Annotated in this window: 16 protein-coding genes; 13 read left to right on the forward strand and 3 right to left on the reverse strand. The window is 46.5% G+C overall.

What is annotated here, in order from left to right:
- Positions 1 to 10: 10 nt before the first annotated feature.
- Genes purM through purD form a run of 4 tightly spaced genes read left to right on the forward strand, consistent with a single transcriptional unit; the run spans position 11 to position 4,454 of the window.
- Positions 11 to 1,051, forward strand: a complete 1,041-nt coding sequence (gene purM, locus NYE43_RS03550; RefSeq protein WP_341060919.1) for a phosphoribosylformylglycinamidine cyclo-ligase — start codon at positions 11 to 13, stop codon at positions 1,049 to 1,051.
- Entirely contained in the window at positions 1,048 to 1,635 is a 588-nt protein-coding gene (purN, locus tag NYE43_RS03555; protein ID WP_059293371.1) for a phosphoribosylglycinamide formyltransferase, read from the forward strand. The genes purM and purN overlap by 4 nt, the downstream gene beginning before the upstream one ends.
- Positions 1,632 to 3,170 carry a bifunctional phosphoribosylaminoimidazolecarboxamide formyltransferase/IMP cyclohydrolase gene (gene purH, locus NYE43_RS03560; protein ID WP_103672125.1) on the forward strand — a complete coding sequence of 513 codons (1,539 nt, stop codon included), beginning with the start codon at positions 1,632 to 1,634 and terminating at the stop codon, positions 3,168 to 3,170. The genes purN and purH overlap by 4 nt, the downstream gene beginning before the upstream one ends.
- A gap of 15 nt (positions 3,171 to 3,185) precedes the next feature.
- Entirely contained in the window at positions 3,186 to 4,454 is a 1,269-nt protein-coding gene (purD, locus tag NYE43_RS03565; protein WP_341060922.1) for a phosphoribosylamine--glycine ligase, read from the forward strand.
- A gap of 39 nt (positions 4,455 to 4,493) precedes the next feature.
- Here the strand turns inward: purD and NYE43_RS03570 are convergent, their stop codons facing one another.
- Positions 4,494 to 4,916, reverse strand: a complete 423-nt coding sequence (locus NYE43_RS03570; RefSeq protein ID WP_024120450.1) for an Lrp/AsnC family transcriptional regulator — start codon at positions 4,914 to 4,916, stop codon at positions 4,494 to 4,496.
- A 143-nt stretch (positions 4,917 to 5,059) separates the two neighbouring features.
- Here NYE43_RS03570 and NYE43_RS03575 point away from each other — a divergent pair, with 143 nt between their 5' ends.
- Positions 5,060 to 6,334 (forward strand): APC family permease, encoded by a 1,275-nt coding sequence (locus NYE43_RS03575; RefSeq protein WP_341062711.1) that lies wholly within the window; start codon positions 5,060 to 5,062, stop codon positions 6,332 to 6,334.
- Positions 6,335 to 6,348: 14 nt separating this feature from the next.
- Here NYE43_RS03575 and NYE43_RS03580 read toward each other — a convergent pair whose 3' ends face one another.
- Complete coding sequence (locus tag NYE43_RS03580) at positions 6,349 to 6,582, reverse strand: YgaP family membrane protein (protein WP_341060924.1); 234 nt, start codon at positions 6,580 to 6,582, stop codon at positions 6,349 to 6,351.
- Positions 6,583 to 6,709: 127 nt separating this feature from the next.
- Between NYE43_RS03580 and NYE43_RS03585 the strand changes: the two genes are divergently transcribed.
- The 3 genes from NYE43_RS03585 to NYE43_RS03595 are packed head-to-tail and all read left to right on the forward strand — an operon-like array spanning position 6,710 to position 9,791.
- Positions 6,710 to 8,452 carry an adenine deaminase gene (locus NYE43_RS03585; protein ID WP_024120453.1) on the forward strand — a complete coding sequence of 581 codons (1,743 nt, stop codon included), beginning with the start codon at positions 6,710 to 6,712 and terminating at the stop codon, positions 8,450 to 8,452.
- A 26-nt stretch (positions 8,453 to 8,478) separates the two neighbouring features.
- Positions 8,479 to 9,474 (forward strand): DUF3048 domain-containing protein, encoded by a 996-nt coding sequence (locus NYE43_RS03590; protein ID WP_024120454.1) that lies wholly within the window; start codon positions 8,479 to 8,481, stop codon positions 9,472 to 9,474.
- Between the two features lie 2 nt (positions 9,475 to 9,476).
- On the forward strand, positions 9,477 to 9,791 hold the full coding sequence (locus tag NYE43_RS03595; protein ID WP_014479070.1) for a YerC/YecD family TrpR-related protein: 315 nt from the start codon (positions 9,477 to 9,479) through the stop codon (positions 9,789 to 9,791).
- Between the two features lie 35 nt (positions 9,792 to 9,826).
- Here NYE43_RS03595 and NYE43_RS03600 read toward each other — a convergent pair whose 3' ends face one another.
- The gene (locus NYE43_RS03600; protein ID WP_341060927.1) at positions 9,827 to 11,404 is read right to left on the reverse strand and encodes an FMN-binding glutamate synthase family protein; all 1,578 of its coding nucleotides are present in this window, start codon (positions 11,402 to 11,404) and stop codon (positions 9,827 to 9,829) included.
- A gap of 239 nt (positions 11,405 to 11,643) precedes the next feature.
- On the opposite strand from NYE43_RS03600, the gene NYE43_RS03605 reads away from it, so the two are divergent.
- From NYE43_RS03605 to NYE43_RS03625, 5 genes are all read left to right on the forward strand, one after another.
- Positions 11,644 to 12,330, forward strand: coding sequence for a heptaprenylglyceryl phosphate synthase (locus tag NYE43_RS03605; RefSeq protein WP_024120456.1), 687 nt, complete (start codon positions 11,644 to 11,646; stop codon positions 12,328 to 12,330).
- Between the two features lie 59 nt (positions 12,331 to 12,389).
- Entirely contained in the window at positions 12,390 to 14,609 is a 2,220-nt protein-coding gene (gene pcrA, locus NYE43_RS03610; RefSeq protein WP_024120457.1) for a DNA helicase PcrA, read from the forward strand.
- 23 nt (positions 14,610 to 14,632) lie between these two features.
- On the forward strand, positions 14,633 to 16,639 hold the full coding sequence (gene ligA / locus NYE43_RS03615; protein ID WP_326323426.1) for an NAD-dependent DNA ligase LigA: 2,007 nt from the start codon (positions 14,633 to 14,635) through the stop codon (positions 16,637 to 16,639).
- Between the two features lie 15 nt (positions 16,640 to 16,654).
- Positions 16,655 to 17,845, forward strand: coding sequence for a CamS family sex pheromone protein (locus NYE43_RS03620; protein ID WP_024120459.1), 1,191 nt, complete (start codon positions 16,655 to 16,657; stop codon positions 17,843 to 17,845).
- Positions 17,846 to 18,020: 175 nt separating this feature from the next.
- The gene (locus NYE43_RS03625) at positions 18,021 to 19,028 is read left to right on the forward strand and encodes a phosphotransferase enzyme family protein (RefSeq protein WP_326323480.1); all 1,008 of its coding nucleotides are present in this window, start codon (positions 18,021 to 18,023) and stop codon (positions 19,026 to 19,028) included.
- Positions 19,029 to 19,052 lie beyond the last annotated feature (24 nt).

Below are 19,052 nucleotides of genomic sequence, written 5' to 3' on the forward strand. Positions count from 1 at the left end.
AGTGAATAGGATGTCTGAAGCATATAAAAACGCAGGAGTTGACATCGAAGCCGGATATGAAGCTGTAAAACGGATGAAAAAACATGTGGAGCGCACGAAAAGGCTTGGCGTTATGGGCAGCCTTGGCGGCTTTGGCGGCATGTTTGATCTGTCGGAGCTTTCTTATCAGAAACCCGTTTTAATTTCGGGAACAGACGGTGTCGGCACAAAATTAAAGCTGGCTTTTTCCATGAATAAACATGACACGATCGGTGTAGACGCTGTTGCAATGTGTGTCAATGACGTGCTTGCGCAAGGTGCGGAGCCGCTCTTTTTTCTCGACTATTTAGCGGTCGGCAAAGCAGACCCCGTGAAAATCGAGCAGATCGTACAAGGCGTTGCGGATGGCTGTGAGCAATCAGGTTCAGCCTTGGTCGGCGGAGAAACCGCTGAAATGCCTGGATTATATACAGCTGATGAATACGATATCGCAGGTTTCTCAGTTGGTGTGGCGGAAAAGGATGAAATCGTGACCGGCGAAAACATCAAGGAAGGCCACCTTTTAATCGGTCTGAGCTCCAGCGGCCTTCACAGCAACGGTTTTTCCCTTGTGAGAAAGGTGCTTCTGGACGATGCAGAGCTTGATCTCGACAAAACGTATGCGCCGTTTGAACGCCCGCTCGGCGAAGAACTGCTTGAGCCGACAAGAATTTACGTGAAGCCTGTGCTTGCGGCTGTGAAAAGCGGACTCATTGATGGAATGGCGCACGTAACAGGCGGCGGATTTATCGAAAATCTTCCGCGGATGCTTCCTGAAGGCTTAAGTGCGGAAATCGATCACGGCTCTTGGCCGATCCCGCCGATCTTCTCTTTCTTGCAGGAACACGGCAAGCTGAAAGAAGAAGACATGTTTAACGTCTTTAATATGGGCATCGGATTTGTTCTCGCGGTAAAAGAAGAACATCTCACCGAAGTCATCGGAACGCTTGAAAGTCACGGCGAAAAAGCCTATTTGATCGGGCGAGTAAAACATGGTGAAGGCGTTACATTCGGCGGTGCTGCACTTTCATGAAAAAGTTTGCGGTATTTGCATCCGGAAACGGCTCAAACTTTGAAGCCATCGTCACGCGTTTGAAAGAGGAGAACTGGGATGCAGCCGTTTCGCTCCTCGTTTGCGATAAGCCGCAGGCGAAAGTCATCGAGCGGGCGGAAAGATTCCAGATTCCATCCTTTGCATTTGAGCCGAAGTCTTATGAAAACAAGGCCGCATTTGAACGGGCCATTATTGAACAGCTTCATCTTCATGAAGCAGAATTGATCGTTCTCGCCGGGTATATGAGACTGATCGGTGATACGCTGCTTCAGGCATACGGAGGAAAAATCATCAACATCCATCCTTCCCTTCTTCCTGCTTTCCCTGGAATAGACGCAGTCGGACAGGCATACCGGGCGGGTGTGAAGGTTGCCGGGATTACCGTTCATTATGTCGATGAAGGAATGGATACAGGGCCGATCATCGCTCAAAAGGCAATTGAGATTACCGAAGATGATACATTAGAAACCATCGAACATCACATTCACAAGCTTGAGCACAAATGGTATCCGAGTGTGATCAAAGAGCTATTAGGATTAAATAACAGAGGTGAAAAGGCATGACCATTAAACGCGCACTAATCAGTGTTTCAGATAAAACAAATCTTGTTCCTTTCGTAAAAGAACTGACAGAGCTTGGCGTTGAAGTGATTTCAACCGGCGGCACAAAAAAGCTTCTTCAAGAAAACGGTGTTGATGTCATCGGAATTTCTGAAGTGACAGGTTTTCCGGAAATTATGGACGGGCGTTTAAAAACGCTTCATCCGAATATTCACGGCGGTCTTCTCGCAGTTCGCGGCAATGAAGAGCATATGGCGCAGATCAATGAACACGGCATTGCGCCAATTGACCTGGTTGTCGTCAACCTCTATCCATTTAAAGAAACGATTTCTAAAGAGAATGTGACGTACGAAGAGGCTATTGAAAACATTGATATCGGCGGACCTGGCATGCTGCGTGCGGCATCGAAAAACCATCAGGATGTGACGGTTATCGTTGACCCAGCGGATTACAGCCCTGTTCTGAATCAAATCAAAGAAGAAGGCGATGTTTCGCTTCAGAAAAAACGCGAGCTGGCGGCAAAAGTATTCCGCCACACTGCGGCATATGACGCGCTGATCGCTGACTATCTGACAAATGTTGTCGGTGAAAAAGAACCAGAGCAATTCACCGTTACGTTTGAGAAAAAACAATCGCTTCGCTATGGGGAAAATCCTCATCAAGAAGCAACATTCTACCAAAGCGCGCTTCCTGTCAAAGGATCTATTGCGCAAGCAGAACAGCTGCACGGCAAAGAGCTTTCTTACAACAACATTAAAGATGCAGACGCAGCTGTTCAAATTGTTCGTGAATTCACTGAGCCTGCTGCGGTCGCTGTGAAGCATATGAATCCGTGCGGCGTGGGAACTGGCGAAACGATCGCAGAAGCGTTTGACAGAGCGTTCGAAGCAGATAAAACATCGATCTTCGGCGGCATTATCGCATTGAACCGTGAAGTGGACAAGCCAACAGCCGAAGCGCTTCATCATATTTTCTTAGAAATCATCATTGCGCCTTCATTCAGCCAGGAAGCGCTTGATATCCTGACAGCGAAGAAAAATCTCCGTCTGCTGACACTTGATGTGACAGCTGCCGTCCAAAAAGAAAAACAGCTGACATCTGTACAAGGCGGATTGCTGATTCAAGATTTAGATATGCACGGCTTTAATGATGCTGAGATCAGCATTCCGACAAAAAGAGAGCCGAACGAGCAAGAGTGGGAAGATTTGAAGCTTGCTTGGAAAGTCGTGAAACATGTGAAATCCAATGCGATCGTTCTCGCAAAAGATAACATGACAGTAGGTGTAGGAGCCGGACAAATGAACCGCGTCGGATCAGCGAAAATCGCAATCGAGCAGGCCGGAGAAAAAGCGAAAGGCAGCGCACTCGGATCAGATGCATATTTCCCAATGCCTGATACAGTCGAAGAAGCGGCAAAAGCGGGCGTTACAGCTATCATCCAGCCAGGCGGATCTATCCGTGACGGGGATTCCATTAAAAAAGCGGACGAGTACGGCATTGCCATGGTATTCACCGGCATCAGACACTTCAAACATTAAGGGGATGAAAACGACGTGAATGTATTAATTATCGGTAAAGGCGGAAGAGAGCATACGCTGGCATGGAAGGTGGCGCAAAGCAGCCTTGTTGATACGGTATTTGCCGCTCCGGGAAATGACGGCATGGCATCTTCTGCACAGCTTGTAAACATTGAGGAAAGCGACCACGCCGGGCTTGTCTCATTTGCAAAAGAAAATCAGGTCGTGCTGACCATTGTCGGGCCTGAGGTTCCTTTAATTGAAGGCCTTGTTGACGAGTTTGAAAAAGCCGGTCTTCGTGTGTTCGGTCCGTCAAAAGCCGCTGCGATAATCGAAGGAAGCAAGCAGTTTGCAAAGGATTTAATGAAGAAATACGACATTCCGACCGCAGAATACGACACGTTTACATCCTTTGAAAAAGCCAAGGCTTATGTGCAGGAAAAAGGCGCTCCGATTGTCATTAAAGCGGACGGACTGGCGGCTGGAAAAGGCGTAACCGTTGCGATGACGGAGGAAGAAGCCATCGCGTGTCTGCATGATTTTCTTGAAGATGAAAAATTCGGTGATGCGAGCGCATCTGTCGTGATTGAAGAATTTCTTTCCGGCGAAGAGTTTTCCCTCATGGCATTTGTCAAAGGAGAAAAGGTATATCCGATGGTCATTGCCCAAGATCATAAACGCGCGTTTGATGGTGACAAAGGGCCGAATACAGGAGGAATGGGCGCTTACTCTCCTGTTCCGCAAATTTCGGAAGACACCGTGCGTCATGCTGTAGAAACGATCGTCAAGCCAGCCGCAAAAGCAATGGTTCAAGAAGGTCGCTCCTTCACAGGCGTTTTGTATGCGGGGCTGATGCTCACTGCGAATGGATCGAAGGTCATTGAATTTAATGCCCGCTTCGGCGACCCGGAAACGCAGGTTGTGCTGCCTCGTATGGATTCTGATCTGGTACAAGTGCTTCTAGATCTTTTAGATGATAAGGAAGTTGACTTGAGATGGAAGGATACGGCGGCAGTCAGTGTCGTGCTTGCTTCAGAAGGCTATCCTGAAAGCTATGCAAAAGGCACGCCGATTGGCAGCCTGACAGCACATGCTGAACAAGTTGTCGTTTTCCATGCCGGAACGAAAGCAGAAGGTGAAGAGTTCGTCACAAACGGCGGCCGTGTCGCCAATGTGACCGCTTTTGATGAAACGTTTGAAGCGGCACGAGACAGAGTGTACAAAGCCGTTGATGAGATCATCAAACCCGGCCTGTTTTTCAGAAAAGATATCGGAGCACGAGCTCTGAAGGCTGCCAAAAAATAAAGTGAAGAAAAACCCGCAGATTGTGCTGCGGGTTTTTTGTTATACAAAAGCATGCCGGAAAGCGGAAGAAGAAAGCACAACAAGCGTGGTCGGTTTTCCGTGGGCCATTGAAGCGTCTATAAAATCTTCTAGACTATGCACAGATTCCGTCACCACTTTTGTCACATAGCTGTACATACCTGTAATCCGGTGGTTCTCTGCCACATCGGGGTGAGCTGCGGCAAAGGCGGCGTAGTGTTTGCAGCTTTTCGGCTCCATCAGGATAAAAGCAGTGACATGTTTGTTTAGCTTTTCATAACAGATATCAGCGCTGTACCCGGTAATGACCCCTTTGTCCTCAAGCTTTCTGACACGTTCCGCCGCACTCGGAGAGCTGAGTCCGACAAGCTTTCCTAATTCAACCATCGTTAATCTGGCATTTTGCTGCAAATGCGAAAGAATTTGAAGGTCTGTATCATCCATTCGTATTGCTCCTTTACATATTTAGGTGAATTGATAAAAATACCTTTTATGATTAGGTGATGTTGTTGTTTTAGCTTAATTGTAGCATATAAGTGTCGTCATCTTTTTTCTATAATAAAGTCATCAACATGAGAGGAGGCATCATTTTGCCGGAATTGCAGCGTTCGATTACTTGGGTTCAAGGAGCGGCATTAACGATCGGGGCCGTATTAGGCTGCGGGATCTTAATTCTTCCGTCTGTCACGGCTGACACCGCTGGTCCCGCTTCTTTATTGGTTTGGGGATTTATGTCTTTCTTATCTTTTCTGCTCGTCGGCACACTGGCGCGCCTTGTCAGAATGGCACCAAGCGCAGGAGGAATCACGGCTTATGTACAGCTAGCTTTTCGGCCAAAAGCCGGAGCCATGTTGGGCTGGATTATGCTGGGATCGGTTCCGATCGGTGTGCCAGTGATCGCTTTGACTGGCGCACATTATGTCAGCTACGTCACACAGGCTTCAGATTGGCAGATTGCTTGCATTGCAGCAAGTATGCTGGCGATCTCCATTTTGCTTCATATCAGGGGCATTCAATTATCAGCAAACATCAGCATACTCGTCATCTGTGTCATTCTGCTGCTGCTTGTCATTTCTGTTGCTGTTTCACTGCCCCATGTAAAAGCAGCTGAATTTAAGCCTTTTCTGCCACATGGCTGGTTTGCCGCGGGTTCTGTTTCTGTCATCATCTTTTTTTCTTTTGTAGGCTGGGAAATGATTACCCCATTAGCTGAAGAGTTTAAACAACCGGAAAAAAATGTTCCAATCAGTTTATTCTTGGCGGCAGCTTGTGTGGCGGTGCTTTATATCATGCTATCGTTTGTCACTGTAGGCACTCATGCATATGGAGAAAAAGGAGAAATCGCATCTCTGACGATGCTCATATCAAAAGGTACAGGGGATATTGGGGTATATGTAACGACTTGTTTAGCTCTTTTTATTACATTCGCCACCATTCATGCCAACATTGCGGGATTTTCAAGAATGGTCTATGCGTTAGCGAGAGAAGGTCATATTCCCGGGTATTTCGGGAAGCTCAGTCATACAAAACATACACCTGTCCGTGTATTAACAGCGCTGGCTTTCGTGTTTGGTTTCGTTCTTATGGCAAACGGCATATTTCAAATTGATCTGACAACGCTCCTGAAAGGACCAAGCTCAGCATTCATCGCATCTTACATATGCACAATGGCGGCAGCGCTGAAGCTGCTGAACTGGAAGGATTCAGGCTGGTGGATGGCTTTGGGGGCGCTTCTTCTTTGTACAGTGATCTACTTATTTAGCGGCTGGGCTCTCTTGTATCCGGCTGCGTTTGCGGCTGTTGGTTTTTTCTATATGAAGACAAAGGGATATACTGAGAAAAAGCTTGATCACGTTTTATGATCAAGCTTTTTTGCTTACGATTCTTGATGATCCTGTCCATGGTTATCACCAGTGCTGTTTTGAAACATATAGGTCACAGGGCAGAAACGCAGTATGCCTGAACCTGCCTTCATGGCGCCGATAAAGATGCAGAACAGATGCATTCTGCACCAAGGTTTTTTCGTATACTTGGCACTGGCAGCTGACATAATTGTCAGTCCGCAGGCGATACGGAAGACGGCATTGATGAGACTGATGTTTGGTTTCATGGAATCTGCTCCTTTTACTTAAAAAAGTTTTTTAATCGAACCTTCAAAAATTTGTAACGTTTTTATCGTGCGTGATGGAGAAGGATGTGATAACATGAGTCTAATACATGTAAAGGAGAGTATGTGAATGTCCGAACGCACCTTTAACTGGAAAAACAAAGACATCAGGGCACAGGTTGATGTTGTAGACTCTAAGCTGCTTCCAACGCTCCTTTTACGGAATGCTCTCGTCTTAAATCCATATGTAAAACAATGGCTGAAAAAAAACATTTGGATTTATCAGGACCGTATTGTTTATGTTGGTCATGAACTTCCGGATAGAACCGAAGAAATTCATACGATTGATTGTGAAGGAAAATACATTGTGCCTGGCTATATCGAACCGCACGCACATCCTTTTCAAATATATAATCCCCAAACGCTGGCGGAATATGTGTCTCAGTACGGTACAACGACATTCGTAAATGATAACTTATTTTTGCTTTTGCAAAGCGGAAAAAAGAAAGCGCTTACTATTTTGAACGAACTCAAAAAGCTTCCGGTTCAGTATTTTTGGTGGTCACGGTATGACCTGCAGACCGAGGTTTTGAACGAGGATCACGTTCTTCCGTTTGACGTCAGAAAGCAGTGGATCGAACATCCGGATGTCATTCAAGGCGGAGAAATGACCGGCTGGCCGCGTCTTGTAGATGGCGATGATTTAATGCTTCACTGCATGCAGGCCACAAAAAAACAGCGGAAACGCATAGAAGGGCATTTTCCCGGCGCTTCAGATAAAACGCTTACAAAAATGAAGCTGTTCGGAGCGGATTGTGATCATGAAGCCATGACAGGTGATGAAGTGATGAGAAGGCTGGAACTGGGCTATTATGTATCACTTCGCAATTCGTCCATTCGCCCTGATTTAAGAAACATATTGCAGGAGCTTCATGAAAAGGGCTTCCGCTACTATGACCACTTTTTTTACACAACAGACGGCGCTACACCGAATTTTTATAAAGGCGGCATGACAAACGAGCTCATCCGGATTGCTCTGGAAGAAGGGGTTCCGGCAATCGATGCGTACAATATGGCATCCTTTAACATCGCAAAGTATTACCAAATGGATGATTATTTAGGCGTTGTCGGACCGGGAAGACTTGCGTCACTGAATATCCTTGAGGACCCGTTGCAGCCGAATCCGGTAACCGTTCTGTCAAAAGGCAAAATTCTGCGTGAAGACGGCCGTGATATGAATGCGTTTCCACATACGAACTGGAATAAAGGCGGTCTTGTCCCGCTTGAGCTTTCATATGATATGACGATGGATGATTTGCAGTTTTCCATGCCGATGGGCGTAAAAATGCGGAATGCGGTGATTATGGAGCCGTATATGATTGAGATCGACAACTCAGTCGAACAGCTTTCATTTGACCATGATGAAAGTTATTTAACGATGCTTGACAGACATGGGAAATGGCGCGTGAATACGATGATAAAAGGATTTGCGTCAAGTGTGCAGGGATTTGTGAGCTCCTTTACGACGACGGGTGACATTGTCGCGATCGGAAAAAACAAAGCGGATATGCTGCTTGCTTTCTCCCGCATGAAAGAAATCGGCGGGGGAATTGTGCTTGCGGAAAACGGAAAAATCCTTCACGAAATACCGCTTTCACTGTGCGGATGCGCTTCTTCGGAATCGTATGACATAGTGCTGGAAAAGGAACAGAAGCTGAGAGATCTTTTGACTGAAAGAGGCTATGAGTATTGTGATCCGGTTTATACGCTGCTCTTTTTGCAAAGCACGCACCTCCCGTATATACGCATTACGCCAAGAGGAATCTTCGACGTGATGAAAAAAACTGTACTCTTTCCATCGATAATGCGTTAAAATATAAAAGAGCGGGGAGCCGACATATGAAAAAATGGATGACAGTTTGCGTACTGTGTTTCGCGTTTTTCCTGCTAGTATCCTGCCAGCAGAAGGACGCTGTCCCTGATCACACAAAGAAGCTGAAAGCTCCTTTGACGGGACTGGAGACTGAGCAGAAGGTGACTGAACGCAGGCCTGTTGCTGTCATGGTGAACAATCACCCGAAGGCGAGGCCGCAATCAGGACTGTCTAAAGCCGACATTGTCATAGAAGCGCTTGCCGAAGGCCAAATCACAAGGTTTCTGGCCATTTTTCAAAGCCAGATGCCTGAAACTGTCGGACCTGTGCGGAGTGCGCGGGAATATTTCGTCACTCTCAGCAACGGTTTTGACAGCATATTTGTCCATCACGGCTGGAGTCCCGGCGCCAAGGAGCAGCTGGAATCCGGAGCTGCCGATTATATTAATGGATTGGATTTTGACGGAAGCTTATTTTGGAGAGCTGATTTCAGCGAACCGCCCCACAATTCTTACACGTCTTATCAGTACATAAAAAAGGCGGCTGAACAAAAGGGATATGAGCTGAAGCAGGAAACAGATCCAATGCTGTTTCAAACATCAGATGCAAAACCTGTAAATGAATCTTATAATGTTCGGGTAGATTATGGAACAAAAAACGTTACAAATCTTGTCGAATACAACTATGATAAAAAAACTGAAGCTTATACGAGAAGCTCTGATGGTGTCATGACGACAGACCGGGAGACCGGAAAGCCGGTTGCAATGCAAAATATTTTCATTGTTGAAGCCAGCCATCATACTATTGACCAAGATGGAAGGCGTGACATCGACATAGAATCAGGGGGTAAAGGTCTGCTGTTTCAGCACGGAAACGTCATTGAAGCAGACTGGAAAAATGTAAACGGAAGAATTGTGCCGGTAAAAGACGGCAAATGGCTGCCGTTTGTGCCAGGAAAGACATGGATAAATATCGTGCCTGATCTCGATGCGGCTTCCATTAGTAAAGGAGAAGGTGTGTAACGATGCAAATCGATAAATTACGCGGCAAAGAACTGGACCAGTTATTTAACTCGATCTTATCGCTGAAAGACCTGGAGGAATGTTATCGGTTCTTCGATGATCTTTGCACAATTAACGAAATTCAATCGCTGGCTCAGCGCCTTGAAGTGGCGCGTATGCTTCGCGAAGGAAACACGTATCATAAAATTGAAACAGAAACAGGCGCTTCTACAGCGACCATTTCCCGAGTGAAACGGTGCTTAAATTATGGAAATGACGCATATGAAATGGCGCTTGACCGTGTGAAGGAGAATGAAACAGAGTCTTCTTCCAAATAAAAAACCGCCCTGCCGTCTGGCAAGGGGCGGTTTTTTTATGAAACAATTTTCTCAATCAGATTGTCGATGTCAACTGTGCTGCCATCCTCTTTTCGATAGACAACATGCTCCTTGGAAAAATGAACTGGCGAATCGATCCCGGCTGCTGCGGCCAGATTAAACAGCCCCTCACGCAGCGAAATGACGTAGTTGCAGACGCGGTGCTGTTTTTCCTCAACGCTCAGCGCTTTTTGCAGCTTCGGATCTGTGGTCGCAACGCCTGCCGGGCATGTGTTGGTGTGGCATACGAGGGCGCGGATGCATCCGACTGAAAACATCATGCCGCGTGCAATGTTGACAAAATCAGCGCCCAGAGCTAAAGCGACCGCGATTTTGTCAGGGGTCAGCAGCTTTCCGGAAGCAAAAAGTTTCATACGGTCACGCAAGCCGTATTGTCTGAGCAGCGTATCAACGATAGGGAGCGCCGTCATAATCGGGAGGCCAACTGTGTCGGCAAGCTCATAGAAGGAAGCGCCGGTACCGCCTTCACTACCGTCTACCGTAATAAAATCAGGATGTTTTCCGCTTTTCTGCATATAAGAAAAAAGCTCATGCAAGTCATCAGGCTGGCCTGCAACAATTTTAATGCCGACCGGCTTTTGACCGACGTCCCGCAGCTTTTCAATAAAATCCAACATTTCAGGCGCGCTTGAAAATTCATGAAAGCGGTTTGGGCTGTCGATTGACTTTCCGGGTTCGACATTCCGGATGTCTGCCACCTCTTCTGATACTTTAGCGCCATCCACATGTCCGCCGCGGGTTTTGGCTCCTTGTGCGAGCTTCAGCTCAAACGCTTTAATTTGATCCAGCCGGCTTTTCTTTTTAAATTCCTCCCACGAAAATTCCCCTTTTTTATTGCGTACGCCAAATAGACCGGGGCCGATTTGGCAGATGATATCAGCACCTCCCTTTAAGTGATACTCAGACAATCCGCCTTCACCGGTATTCATCCAAGTGCCGCCCGCCTGGTGCAGCCCTTTTGACAGCGCCGTAATGGCGCGCTCTCCAAGTGAACCGTAGCTCATGGCGGATTGACCGACTAATCCCTTCACATAAAAAGGCTTTTCGCATGTACTCCCGCCGATGACTTGAACATCATCTGGATGGAGATAATACGGATCAGCCTTGATACGTTCGGCATGTTCGCTGCGTCTGAACAGATTGTCCGAATCGATTTTATAGATGTGGGTTTCGATTTGCGGAGATTGGCCCACACGCAATTCTTCTTTTTGCTTTGGGAAAAGGGCGTTTCGGATATAATAGCCCGGTTGATCAAAATCTCTTACCGATCCGAATCCCATCATTCTGCTTTTGTATTTTCCTGATATGACAGTTTGCTCATATTCTTTTCGTGAAAAAGGCTGTTCCTCATTGTCATTGCTGAATAAATACTGCCGCAGCTCCGGTCCGATTTTTTCAAAAATATAGCGAAACCTTCCGATGACAGGATAATTGCGGAGGATTGCATGCTCCTGCTGTTTTTCGTCCTTTATGTAGATCCAGACAAACAATGCGATGGGGATAACGATGATCCCGATGATAAATGCAATAAGTGCAATAATGATGTATTCCATCTGTCAGCCTCCCTTTTTTATGTAACCATTTCCACTGTTGGGGCGTTTCCAAACAATAGAAAATATTACTGTGTTTTTTCTATAAAAAGAGAGCGGAACAGCCGCTTTTTTTCTGCGGAAATAGAATCAAAACACCTTTTTCAGTGAATAAAGAGAATGACGGCTTTTTCCGTTTTTCCGCGCTATGTGAATTTGTTATAATGTTTAAATGGTAAGAAACGAATGGAGGAACGGATGACGTGTACGATGTAACGGAGTGGAAGCATGTCTTTAAACTCGATCCAAATAAAGATTTGCCTGATGAACAGCTGGAGATTCTTTGTGAGTCAGGGACTGATGCGGTTATTATCGGAGGAAGCGACGGTGTAACGGAGGATAATGTCCTGCGGATGCTGTCTCAGGTGAGACGGTTTTTGGTGCCGTGTGTCCTTGAGGTGTCTGCGATTGAAGCGATTGTCCCCGGCTTTGACTTATATTTTATTCCGAGTGTATTAAACAGCAAAAATCCGGATTGGATTGTCGGAATGCACCAGAAAGCCATGAAGGAATATGGAGAACTGATGTCGATGGAAGAAATCGTGGCGGAAGGCTACTGTATCGTAAATCCTGATTGCAAAGCCGCGGTTTTAACGGAGGCGGACACCAATTTGAATCATGACGATATCATCGCCTATGCGCGCGTATCTGAACTGCTGCAGCTTCCGATTTTTTATCTGGAATACAGCGGCGCTCTTGGGGACATAGAAGCCGTGAAGAAAACGAAGGCTGTATTGGAAACGTCCACCCTGTTTTACGGAGGCGGCATTAAAGATGCGGAGACGGCAAAACAGTATGCCGAGCACGCGGATGTCATTGTGGTGGGCAACGCTGTGTATGAGAATTTTGATGAAGCGCTGAAGACAGTAGCAGCTGTCAAAGGCGAGTAGCGAAATGTACGGATTTGGTTTATGATAGAACATATGTTTGTATAGGCGGGTGACGAATTTTGAATTACATTAGCAATCAACTATTAAGCGGATTAAACCCCGTTCAGCAGGAAGCTGTCAAAACAACGGACGGGCCTCTCTTGCTGATGGCGGGAGCGGGAAGCGGAAAGACGCGTGTCCTGACGCACAGAATCGCTTACTTAATGGCGGAAAAGCATGTGGCGCCGTGGAACATCTTGGCGATCACATTTACAAATAAAGCGGCCAGAGAAATGAAAGAACGTGTGGAGAGCATTCTCGGGCCTGGCGCGGACGATATCTGGATTTCCACATTCCACAGCATGTGTGTGCGGATTTTGCGCCGAGATATCGACCGCATCGGGATCAACCGCAATTTCTCAATCCTTGATACGGCTGACCAGCTTTCAGTCATCAAAGGGATATTGAAGGAACGCAACCTTGATCCGAAAAAATTTGATCCGAGAAGCATCCTCGGTACGATCAGCAGTGCGAAAAACGAATTGACCGAACCGGAGGAATTTTCTAAGGTTGCCGGCGGCTACTATGATCAGGTCGTCAGCGATGTATACACTGATTATCAAAAGAAACTGCTGAAAAACCAGTCTCTTGATTTCGACGACTTAATTATGACGACCATTAAACTGTTTGACCGTATTCCGGAAGTGCTTGAGTTTTATCAGCGCAAATTCCAATACATCCACGTCGATGAGTATCAGGATACGAACAGAGCGCAATACATGCTCGTGAAGCAGCTGGCGGAGCGTTTCCAGAACCTTTGCGTTGTCGGCGACTCCGACCAGTCCATTTACAGATGGCGCGGGGCGGACATCGCCAACATTCTTTCCTTTGAAAAGGATTATCCGAATGCCAGCGTTATTTTGCTTGAACAAAACTACCGTTCAACAAAACGGATTTTGCGCGCGGCCAACGAAGTGATCCAAAACAACACAAACCGCAAGCCGAAAAATCTATGGACGGAAAACGATGAAGGAATTAAAATTTCCTACTACCGCGGAGACAATGAATTCGGTGAAGGACAATTTGTTGCCGGGAAAATTTATGAGCTTCATAACTCCGGCAAACGGAAGCTGTCGGATATCGCCATCTTGTACCGGACAAACGCCCAGTCCCGTGTGATTGAGGAAACGCTTCTCAAAGCGGGCCTGAACTATAACATTGTCGGCGGCACAAAGTTCTATGACAGAAAAGAAATCAAAGACATTCTCGCGTACCTGCGTCTCGTATCCAATCCGGATGATGACATCAGCTTTACGCGTATTGTCAATGTGCCGAAGCGCGGAGTCGGCGCCACATCACTTGAAAAAATCGCTTCATATGCCGCGATGAACGGCTTGTCACTATTCCAAGCGATTCAGCAGGTTGATTTCATTGGCGTCAGCGCCAAGGCAGCAAACGCGCTCGACAGCTTCAGACAGATGATTGAGAACCTGACAAACATGCAGGACTATTTATCAATTACCGAGCTGACCGAAGAAATTCTCGATAAAACCGAATACAGAGAAATGCTGAAGGCTGAAAAATCAATTGAAGCCCAAAGCCGTTTAGAAAACATCGACGAGTTCCTGTCTGTAACGAAAAACTTTGAACAGAAAAGCGAAGACAAGACACTCGTTGCGTTCCTGACAGATTTGGCACTGATCGCTGATATCGATCAGCTCGACCAGAAAGAAGAGGAATCCGGCGGCACGGATGCGATCACGCTGATGACGCTGCACGCCGCAAAAGGACTGGAATTCCCGGTTGTTTTCCTTATGGGGCTTGAGGAAGGCGTCTTCCCGCACAGCCGTTCACTGATGGAAGAAGCAGAGATGGAAGAAGAACGCCGTCTCGCTTACGTGGGCATTACAAGAGCGGAGCAGGAGCTTTATCTGACCAACGCAAAAATGCGCACGTTGTTTGGCAGAACAAACATGAACCCGGAATCACGCTTTATCGGTGAAATTCCTGATGATTTATTGGAAAACCTAAATGAGAAAAAAGAAACGAGAGCGCCGTCTGCAAGAAAAATGCAGCCGAGACGCGGCCCTGTTTCCCGTCCGGTATCCTACGCAAGCAAAACAGGCGGTGATACCCTCAACTGGGCTGTCGGAGATAAAGCCGGACATAAAAAATGGGGCACAGGAACCGTTGTCAGCGTAAAAGGCGAAGGAGAAGGGACCGAACTCGATATTGCCTTCCCGAGCCCGATCGGTGTGAAGCGCCTGTTAGCGGCATTCGCGCCAATTGAAAAGCAGTAATTGAACAGGAAAGGAAGAAGCAGATGGACAAAGAAACAGCGAAGCAGCGGGCAGAAGAACTGCGCCGCACCATCAACAAGTATAGCTATGAATATTACACCTTAGATGAACCGAGCGTCCCGGATGCTGAATACGACAGATTGATGCAGGAGCTGATTGCGATTGAGGAGGAGCATCCAGACCTCAGAACGCCTGATTCTCCTACACAGCGTGTCGGCGGCGCTGTGCTTGAAGCATTTCAAAAAGTCACTCACGGCACGCCCATGCTCAGTCTCGGCAACGCGTTTAATGCTGACGATCTCCGCGACTTTGACCGCCGTGTGCGCCAGGCCGTGGGTGATGATGTGGCGTATAATGTGGAGCTGAAAATAGACGGTCTTGCTGTTTCTCTCCGTTATGAAGACGGCTATTTTGTCAGAGGCGCCACAAGAGGCGATGGAACAACGGGAGAGGATATTACGGAAAATCTGAAGACGATCCGCACTATCCCGCTCAAAATGAAACGCAGCCTTTCGATCGAAGTGCGCGGCGAGGCGTATATGCCGAAGCGTTCGTTTGAAGCGCTCAATGAAGAACGGATCAAAAACGAGGAAGAACCGTTCGCAAATCCGCGCAATGCCGCTGCGGGATCACTCAGACAGCTCGACCCTAAAATTGCGGCGAAACGAAATCTCGATATCTTCGTCTACAGTATAGCGGAGCTTGACGAAATGGGTGTGGAGACACAAAGCCAAGGACTTGATTTTCTCGACGACATCGGCTTTAAAACGAACCAGGAACGGAAAAAATGCGGCAGCATAGAAGAAGTCATTGCGATGATCGATGAGCTTCAGGCGAAACGCGCCGATCTCCCGTATGAAATTGACGGCATCGTCATCAAAGTGGATTCCCTTGATCAGCAGGAGGAGCTTGGTTTTACGGCGAAAAGCCCGCGCTGGGCCATCGCGTATAAGTTTCCTGCAGAAGAAGTCGTGACAAAGCTTCTCGATATCGAATTAAATGTCGGAAGAACGGGTGTGATTACGCCGACCGCGATTCTTGAGCCGGTAAAAGTAGCCGGGACAACGGTCTCAAGAGCATCCCTTCATAACGAAGATTTAATTAGAGAGAAGGATATCCGGATTTTGGATAAGGTAGTCATCAAAAAAGCGGGCGATATCATTCCTGAAGTCGTGAACGTTCTCGTTGAACAGCGGACAGGGGAAGAAAAGGAATTCAGCATGCCGACAGAATGCCCTGAATGCGGCAGTGAACTCGTCCGCATTGAAGGAGAAGTGGCACTTCGCTGCATCAATCCTGAATGCCCTGCACAAATCAGAGAAGGTCTGATTCATTTTGTCTCCCGCAATGCCATGAACATTGACGGGCTTGGCGAACGAGTCATTACACAGCTGTTTCAGGAGAATCTCGTCCGAAATGTGGCAGATCTGTATAAGCTGACGAAGGAACAGGTGATTCAGCTCGAACGCATGGGCGAAAAATCAACTGAAAACCTGATCAGCTCTATACAGAAATCGAAGGAAAATTCATTAGAGCGCCTGTTATTCGGCCTTGGCATCCGCTTTATCGGCTCGAAGGCTGCAAAGACGCTCGCCATGCACTTTGAGAGCCTGGATAATCTGAAAAAAGCCACCATAGAGGAGCTTCTTGCAATAGATGAAATCGGTGAAAAAATGGCTGACGCAGTCATCACCTATTTCCATAAAGAAGAAATGCTCGAGCTTTTGGCAGAGCTTGAGGAGCTGGGCGTAAACACACTTTATAAAGGTCCGAAAAAAGTAAAAGCAGAGGACAGCGATTCCTATTTTGCAGGCAAAACCATCGTTCTGACAGGAAAGCTGGAAGAGCTGTCAAGAAACGAAGCGAAAGCGCAAATTGAAGCGCTCGGCGGAAAGATGACTGGAAGCGTCAGCAAAAACACAGACTTGGTCATCGCCGGAGAAGCGGCGGGAAGCAAGCTGTCAAAAGCGCAAGAGCTGAACATTGAAGTGTGGAATGAAGAACAGTTAATGGGAGAGCTAAAGAAATAAGAGGAGTGTTTTCTATTGAAAAAGACGTTGGTAATGGCGGCAACGGCGGCAGTGTTAATGCTGTCTGCCTGTTCGTCAGGTTTTGGGGGGAAGAAGGAGGAAGAGATTACGCAAAAAACGGCGAAATCGTCAGAAAAAGCGATTATCCCGAAATACAATATCTCTGACTCCTATTACAAAATGGTGCTTCCGTTTAAAGCGGGGAAAGCACGCGGCCTGACAACGGAACAGCTGAATACAAGACTTGATATTGATGAGTTTGAAACGGGGCTGATGCGCCTTGCCCAGGACTCTTTCTCGACAGACGATTATCTGTTCCAAGAAGGACAATACTTAGATGAAGATACAGTATTAAGCTGGCTGGCTCGGAAAAAAACAGGCTCTGATCTGAAAAAAGCCCAAAAAGAAGATAAAAACTTTAAAAACGAGGGTCTGAACCCAGCACTCCCTAGCTCTGGTTCAACTGAAGAGAAAAACGAAAGCAGTCCGGTTTATTTAGCTTCTATGCTGGAACATGATTACTTAGTCAGAAAAGACAAGAATTCCATCCAGCTTGGCGGCGTTATGATCGGCTTGGCGTTAAATTCAGTGTATTACTACCGTGAAAAAACAGGCGACCCTCAAAAAGAAGTGGAGATTGATAACAGCACACTCCGTAAACAGGGAGAAAAAATCGCGCAGGAGGTCATTAACCGCCTTCGCAAAAAAGACAACCTGAAAAATGTGCCGATTACGATTGCGCTTTACAAACAGGCGTCCAAAACATCAATCGTTCCCGGCAATTTTATCGCCAAAACAGAAGTCAAAGCAGGCTCCTCTGATATTTCAAACTGGGACGATGTAAATGAAAAATACGTCTTTTATCCGGCCGATACGAGCACTGCAGAGAAATATCCTGATGATACTGAAGTTTTTAAACGGTTCAAAAACTCAATTGACAACTACTTCCCGAACTACACAGGTGTTGTCGGAACGGCCCTGTATGAAAACGATGAAATGAAGAAAATGAAAATTGAAATTCCGATGCAATTCTACGGAAAGAGTGAAGTCGTCGCGTTTACCCAGTTCTTAACGGGTGAAGTCATGGACTACTACTCAAAGAGCTCACTAGATCTCGAAGTGGATATTACATCCTCAGACGGACAGGAAGCGGTCATTCTCCGCGATGCTGGCGATAAAGAGCCGACTGTTCACATTTATGACTGATAAACATGCAAAACCCTTGTGCCATTGTGGCCTGAGGGTTTTTTTGTGTTACAATTAACAGTATAAGGAAACCGCAACCGTTTCCGCTTCTGTCGAAACAAAAACCAAATGGGGGTATGTTGATGCTGGAAATCGTGTAAAAACAATAGAAGAAATCAAAGGCATAGAAAGGGAGATAAACGTGCATAAAGAAATCAAGAAAGTATTTCGTGAGGAGAAGGTTTTGGCAGAGGCTGCGGGGAGATACGGTTTTTCAAGAAATCAGGTGCGTTTTCTGGCTGATGCCGAAAACTATGTATATGAGTTTATAAAAGATAATGAACCTTATATTTTAAAGGTTACCCATACAATTCGCAGGTCGGCTGATTATATGATGGGTGAAATGGAATGGCTCCGTCATCTGGATGAAGGCGGGCTTTCAGTCGCAAAACCGATTTCGTCGCTAAATGGCACAGAGATTGAAGAAGTCCCTGACGGAAACGGCGGAGCATTTTTATTGCGAGCCTATGAGAAGGCGCCGGGGCACAAAGTGGATGAATCCGACTGGAATGAAACCCTATTTTTTGAGCTTGGCAGATACACAGGGAAAATGCACAGCTTGACAAAAAGCTACAAGCTCAAAAATCCTGCTTTTAAAAGACAGGAGTGGGATGAAGAAGAGCAGCTGATGCTTAGAAAATACGTGCCGGAAGACCAGACTCAGGTGTTTCAGCAGGCGGATGAGCTAATGAATGAACTGCGCCAATTACCAAAAAGTAGGGACAGTTACGGCTTGGTTCATGCAGACCTCCACCATGGCAATTTTAACTGGGACCAAGGGAAAATCACAACATTTGATTTTGATGACATCGGATACAATTGGTTTGTCAATGATATCAGCATTCTCCTTTATAATGTGCTGTGGTATCCGGTCGTTCCATATGAAAATAAAGCCGTGTTTACAGAGGAATTTATGACGCACTTTATGAACGGATACAGAGAGGAAAATAATCTTGATGCTTCGTGGCTGAAAAGAATACCTGATTTTCTCCGCCTGCGTCACATGCTGATATACGGACTGCTGCATCAAATGTTTGATCTTAACTCAATAGGCACAGAAGAAAAAGAAATGCTGGCCGGTTTCAGAAGGGATATAGAAAACCGCACGCCGATCACAGAATTTGATTTTTCAAAGCTCGTCTAGAACGAAAAAAGCCAATGGGATATA

The sequence above is a fragment of the Bacillus sp. FSL R5-0434 genome, assembly GCF_038004745.1.
GTDB lineage: Bacteria > Bacillota > Bacilli > Bacillales > Bacillaceae > Bacillus > Bacillus halotolerans.

Excerpts from the sequence above, each read along its gene's own strand:
- NYE43_RS03590 (WP_024120454.1), top strand. The coding sequence starts at position 8,479 with ATGAAAAAATGGATGACAGTTTGCGTACTGTGTTTCGCGTTTTTCCTG.
- ligA (WP_326323426.1), top strand. The coding sequence starts at position 14,633 with ATGGACAAAGAAACAGCGAAGCAGCGGGCAGAAGAACTGCGCCGCACC.
- purN (WP_059293371.1), top strand. The coding sequence starts at position 1,048 with ATGAAAAAGTTTGCGGTATTTGCATCCGGAAACGGCTCAAACTTTGAA.
- purH (WP_103672125.1), top strand. The coding sequence starts at position 1,632 with ATGACCATTAAACGCGCACTAATCAGTGTTTCAGATAAAACAAATCTT.
- NYE43_RS03570 (WP_024120450.1), bottom strand. The coding sequence starts at position 4,916 with ATGGATGATACAGACCTTCAAATTCTTTCGCATTTGCAGCAAAATGCC.
- NYE43_RS03600 (WP_341060927.1), bottom strand. The coding sequence starts at position 11,404 with ATGGAATACATCATTATTGCACTTATTGCATTTATCATCGGGATCATC.
- NYE43_RS03580 (WP_341060924.1), bottom strand. The coding sequence starts at position 6,582 with ATGAAACCAAACATCAGTCTCATCAATGCCGTCTTCCGTATCGCCTGC.
- NYE43_RS03595 (WP_014479070.1), top strand. The coding sequence starts at position 9,477 with ATGCAAATCGATAAATTACGCGGCAAAGAACTGGACCAGTTATTTAAC.
- NYE43_RS03585 (WP_024120453.1), top strand. The coding sequence starts at position 6,710 with ATGTCCGAACGCACCTTTAACTGGAAAAACAAAGACATCAGGGCACAG.
- purM (WP_341060919.1), top strand. The coding sequence starts at position 11 with ATGTCTGAAGCATATAAAAACGCAGGAGTTGACATCGAAGCCGGATAT.